6 protein-coding genes are annotated in these 4,542 nt (G+C 64.1%); 1 reads left to right on the forward strand and 5 read right to left on the reverse strand.

What is annotated here, in order from left to right:
- From mobH to P3W85_RS36895, 3 genes are all read right to left on the reverse strand, one after another.
- A partial coding sequence (gene mobH, locus P3W85_RS36885) for a MobH family relaxase (protein WP_276268424.1) occupies window positions 1–1,100 on the reverse strand: 1,100 nt, incomplete at its 3' end.
- 122 nt (window positions 1,101–1,222) lie between these two features.
- A complete protein-coding gene (locus P3W85_RS36890) occupies window positions 1,223–1,867 on the reverse strand; it encodes a FlhC family transcriptional regulator (protein ID WP_276268425.1) in 645 nt (214 codons plus the stop codon).
- A 13-nt stretch (window positions 1,868–1,880) separates the two neighbouring features.
- Window positions 1,881–2,183 carry a hypothetical protein gene (locus P3W85_RS36895; RefSeq protein WP_276268426.1) on the reverse strand — a complete coding sequence of 101 codons (303 nt, stop codon included), beginning with the start codon at window positions 2,181–2,183 and terminating at the stop codon, window positions 1,881–1,883.
- Between the two features lie 691 nt (window positions 2,184–2,874).
- Here P3W85_RS36895 and P3W85_RS36900 point away from each other — a divergent pair.
- A complete protein-coding gene (locus tag P3W85_RS36900) occupies window positions 2,875–3,075 on the forward strand; it encodes a hypothetical protein (RefSeq protein WP_276268427.1) in 201 nt (66 codons plus the stop codon).
- An 11-nt stretch (window positions 3,076–3,086) separates the two neighbouring features.
- Here P3W85_RS36900 and P3W85_RS36905 read toward each other — a convergent pair whose 3' ends face one another.
- Together P3W85_RS36905 and P3W85_RS36910 are read right to left on the reverse strand one after the other, a co-directional pair.
- Complete coding sequence (locus tag P3W85_RS36905; RefSeq protein WP_276268429.1) at window positions 3,087–3,293, reverse strand: FitA-like ribbon-helix-helix domain-containing protein; 207 nt, start codon at window positions 3,291–3,293, stop codon at window positions 3,087–3,089.
- Between the two features lie 149 nt (window positions 3,294–3,442).
- A partial coding sequence (locus P3W85_RS36910; RefSeq protein ID WP_276268428.1) for a DUF932 domain-containing protein occupies window positions 3,443–4,542 on the reverse strand: 1,100 nt, incomplete at its 5' end.

The raw sequence follows: 4,542 nt of genomic DNA on the forward strand, positions 1-4,542 counted from the left end.
GTGAACAGGATGGCGGGCTCCGCAACCTTGACGGCGGCAAGTCCCGACCCGGCTTTGTTCCCCGGCGGATAGATGGTCCAAAGCGCCTGGCCGTCGGCGGCGGCCTCCAGGACCCGCGCCTCCAACAGAATATCGAGCATGGTGGCCGACGCCTTGGGGATGCCAGCGAGTTGATCGTCCTCGAGCAACTTCTGCACGTCTTCCGCCGCGCCCGGCCACACCAGAAAGAGGCCGTCCGGGCCATACCAGAGCCGGGACTTTTCGCGGTTGGGAACCCAGGCCGTATTGTCTCCAGCGAGCCTGCGCAGCGCGTCGACCAGGTAGCGTTCGAGATGGGAACCGTACTGTGGCGCGCCGTAGCGATCGGCATTGGCGCGCAGGTCTCGATCGATCACCAGTGCCAGGGACCGGCGCACCAGATCGTCCAGGACGTTGTGTTCGCGGTAGAGTGCGAGCCCGCCGACGCAGGCCAGCAGCTGGGGCACGATGATGCTGTTGCCCTCGCACATGTCCTGCATCACGGTCAGCGGAACAACATGGGGCAGCGCAAACAGGCCCAAGCCGCGGGACTCCGCCGCGCCCGGGCGCCAGCGCAGGAAGTAGCGTTGGACAGTACGATCCTGCAGCCAGGCGTCGAGCGGCTCGAGGAAGGCCGGCCATTCGTCGCCGGCGGCGCTGGTCACCAGGATGTGGCTCAAGACCCGGTGCAGTTCGCAGCACAAGCCGGCCACGAAGGTCGCTATCCGCCAGCGAGGCTCCAGCTGGCGTCGAACCGTGATGGTTGCCCGGCCTGAGAAGATGTGGCCGTCGGTGCCCTGCAAGCTGAAGAAGGCGGTTTCGAGGCCGAGGCGCAGCAGGTCTCCGGGCTTGGAAAAATAGTTGTCCGCGGTGGCAGGCAGGAGATGCACGTAGCGCGCGTAGCCGCGCACCAGGGGCATCAGCTCGCGCTCGAAGGTGGCTTGGTCGCTGCCGTAGCACAGCTTGATGCGGCCCAGCATCTCGGCTTGAGCAGCCAGCAAGTCTTCCATCGGCGTCGCCGGGAAGCCGGGGTCGGTGGAAGCATAAGGGCTGGCAGGGGCCGGCGCATGGGATGGAACCATCTTGGCCTCTCGATCGGGCGGTGGTTCATTCTTGGATGTGACGTCGCACCTGTCGCGCGCTATTGGACGGAGACTGACCGGCATTTCGCCATTGGCGCCGGTCGCCCTCCGGCTTGCTTGGGCTACTGCGATGCCTGGCCGTCGTTGTCGCGCGCTATTGCAGTGCGATGCCAGGCATAACGCTGCAGGCGCTGAAGGACTTCCATGGCGCCGAGGTTCGGTGGCGCGGGAAATGCCAATTGCAGGCGGTGATCTGCGCGATGGCGGTGCAACAGCTTGCAGAACGGACAGTGCTCATTAGTGAGGGCGGTCGCGCCGAGGCTATCGATGAACGTGCTGCCGCACGCCGGGCAAATCAGCAGTGAGAACCCCGGGGAGCGGGTCAGCCAGATGCCTTCCGTTTGGGCGGCAAGATCGAATGCGCGATCAAAGCTGATGCGCCATGGCGGCCGGCACAGCGAACGATAGTGCCGATAGGCATCGACCAGTGAATCGCCTGGACTGAAGCCTGCCCCGCGCAGGTGTCGAAGCGTGGATATCAGTAGGCATGCTTCGATCTGGTAGAGCAGGTTCGCTCGGTGATACCAGTCCCGGGTATCTGGGGCGCGTCCGCGAGGTGGCGGCCTGCGATCGTTGAAGAGCAATCGAATCAATTCAGGGATGGCGAGTCCCGTGATGAGATGAATGGTTCTCACTCTGGCGCCCAGTTCCGCACAGTTCCTGGCCAAAGCCAGGTTGCGGATGCGCCACTCGATGCGGGACGTCATCGGCTACTCCTCGTTAGGCCTTGTTCGTTGTATTCGGCGGAGGAGGCTGCACTGCGGCCAGAGCACCGATGAGAGGTGATGGCGTGTTCAATAGGGCGACGAAGTCCTCGCGTGGGAGAAAGAGCGTCGCATCGCCCAAGGCTGCGACCAGTGTCCAGATCTGGTCGATGGAGGCGGCTTGGAGCTGCCGTGCGAGTTCGGCATCGAGGGCGAACTTGCGGCAGGTGGCAACCGCATCGCGTTCCACGCCGAGCCGGATGGCAAGCAGGTGGTGCAGATTGGTGGACTGCACGTCGGAGAGTTGCAGGTGGCTCATGATTCTTCTTCCTTTTCGGTGAGCCCGGGTCGGGCGAGGTGTTGGGCAGTCGATAGGCGGTTTTCGGGCAATGTCATTGATTTGTGCTGGTGGCCTCAGCTTAGATGGAGGGCGCGCACCGCGGCAGAGGAGGGGCGTGTTTTCCACCCGAATCCGACGGCATGTACGGCCGCGACCGGTGGCAATGCGATGGAACGGGAAAAGAGCGCGCAGCAATTCAGGTGTTCTGTGCAGCAAAAAAAACACGCAGGTGTTGGGCCTGGGTGGTTGGGTTGCTCTGTGCCCCGATTGGTCCGGCGGCTCTCTGGGATCGAGAGAGCCGGTCGGAGGCAAGTTCCCTCCGGGAGGCCCCATCGCTGATGCAGCGCTACGATGCCGGGACTCGTGCCGCCCAGTTTGACCAACCGACGGGCTCGACGAGCGTTTGCAGCGCGTGCTGAAGGGAGCTGTTGGACACCGTGAATTCCCGTCGACAGCCTACCTTTCGAGAGCAAGTCGCCGTTCAAGTCGACTGTGACTTTCCTAGTGTTCTTCGCCTTTCGTCGTAACCTAGCGCGCCGGAAGAGACAGGTTCAGCAGCCGCGCTCCCGTTGCCGCGATCTGCTTGTCGATGGCGTTCTCGTGGTGCGGCACGCGCAGCCGTCCCCACACTTTGTGCCACATCCAGATCGAAGGACAGGACGTTGTTCGCATGTTCCGTCAGGACCTCGGCGATCCAACGATCCAGGCGTGTCGCCTGACCGATGTCACCGCGATGGCGGATCAGTTCGGCACCACGCCTGAGCTCGCCGATGGTCACGGCCGACAGATACAGGACCGCGTTGTCGCGCCGGGCCGCCGAGAAAAAGCGAGCATCCGGGGTCGGCGCGCGGTCCTTTGCGCGCTTCGCTGATGACGTTGGTGTCAATCAAATACATGCGAAGGACGCTTGCCTTGCGGGTCCACAGGGCGCTCGAAGTCTTCATCCCGTCCGACGTCCGGCATCCGGCCAAGCAACTCCGCGAAGGAGCGCTTTGGCGGGCGCCGCAAGGCGGCATCAAGAATGGCCCGATGCTCCGCTTCCGCGCTTCGGCCATGTGACGCAGCCACCTCGCGCAGGCGCTGCACCAGCGCTTCGTCGACACCTCATACAAGTAGGTTGGCCATGATGGGATCTCCTCATGGTGAGTGCTATCAATGATTGCATTGGCTTTAAATTGTGTCGCGGGAGCCTTGCCGGGGGAGCAGCGCTCCCTTGGGCAAGGCTTGTACAGATCCGGTCAGGCGGCTTCGGCCAGACCCTTCCACTCATGGGCGCTCAGCTCGATGAGCTTGCCGCCCAGGACCTCGAACTCGGTCGCCCGGTCGTAGTCCTCGACCTCCTGGCTGTAGTGGGTCACGGCATTGACCAGCCCGTAGCCCGACAGCTGTCCCTCCGCGATCAGGTGGCGCAGTACCCCGGAGCGCTCGGCGTCGTTCAAGGTGTAGCGCTGGGCCAGCACCTCGACCGTCTTGACCGGGTCGCCCCTCAGCGGGATGTTCAGCGTCTTCTGCATCTTCTGCGCCGCCTGCAGGAAGGTCGTCTCCGACACCGCCGCCTGCACCACGTCGCGCACCTTCAGGAAGAAGGCCTTGTCGTCGGCCTGCAGGGTGTCGTCCTGGTAGACCATGACGCCATCATCCTCGCCGGCCAGCGCCCGGCCCACGTGGGTCTTGCGCAGGGAACGATCGGCCGCGATGAGGCCATTGCGGCACACCAGCCGGTACAGCAGGGGCTGGACCGACAGCGTGCCCTGGCCGACCTCGGAGTTCGAGATCACGACGCCGGCCTGGACCACGTCGCCGGGGGCCATCTCGACCTTCAGCCGCGGCGTGATGCACTTCAGGTACATCCGCGTCTCGGTGAGTTCCACCGACTCGAAGCGCACCTCGGGCAACTGCCGCAGGATGGGCAGCACGCTCTCGGCCAGATCGAAGTTGTCCAGGCGCCGGTAGCGGTCGGAGAGCACAGCGCGCACGTGGCCGTCCAGGGTACGCAGCATGCGCCGATCGTCCTCGCTTTGCAGCCAGGTGTTGACGTTGCGGTCCAGCAGGACAGGCTGCTCTTCGCGCATGCGCTCGAAGTACGCATACGGAATCCTCAGCTTGTCCGCGAGTTGCCGACGTGCCAGGGGCGTGACCCCGTAGTTCACGGGGCCGCCGGTCTCCTCGACGATCAGGCGCGTGCGGCCGCGATCGTCGGTGTCGTGCCGCACCATGGGGGAGGGCACGACCAGGTCTTTCTTGGACTGCAACTGGCGCTCCAGTTCTTGCGCCAGGCTCACGAGGGAACGTCCGCTTTTCATGGCAATCTCCTTGTCGGAAACGAAAAAGCGGAGAC

Origin of the sequence: Cupriavidus basilensis (assembly GCF_029335485.1) — a bacterium.
In the GTDB taxonomy this organism is placed as follows: domain Bacteria; phylum Pseudomonadota; class Gammaproteobacteria; order Burkholderiales; family Burkholderiaceae; genus Cupriavidus; species Cupriavidus basilensis_E.

Bases quoted from the DNA above. Each gene is read 5' to 3' on its own strand.
- P3W85_RS36895 (WP_276268426.1), bottom strand. From the start codon at position 2,183: ATGAGCCACCTGCAACTCTCCGACGTGCAGTCCACCAATCTGCACCAC.
- P3W85_RS36900 (WP_276268427.1), top strand. From the start codon at position 2,875: ATGTTCCGTCAGGACCTCGGCGATCCAACGATCCAGGCGTGTCGCCTG.
- P3W85_RS36890 (WP_276268425.1), bottom strand. From the start codon at position 1,867: ATGACGTCCCGCATCGAGTGGCGCATCCGCAACCTGGCTTTGGCCAGG.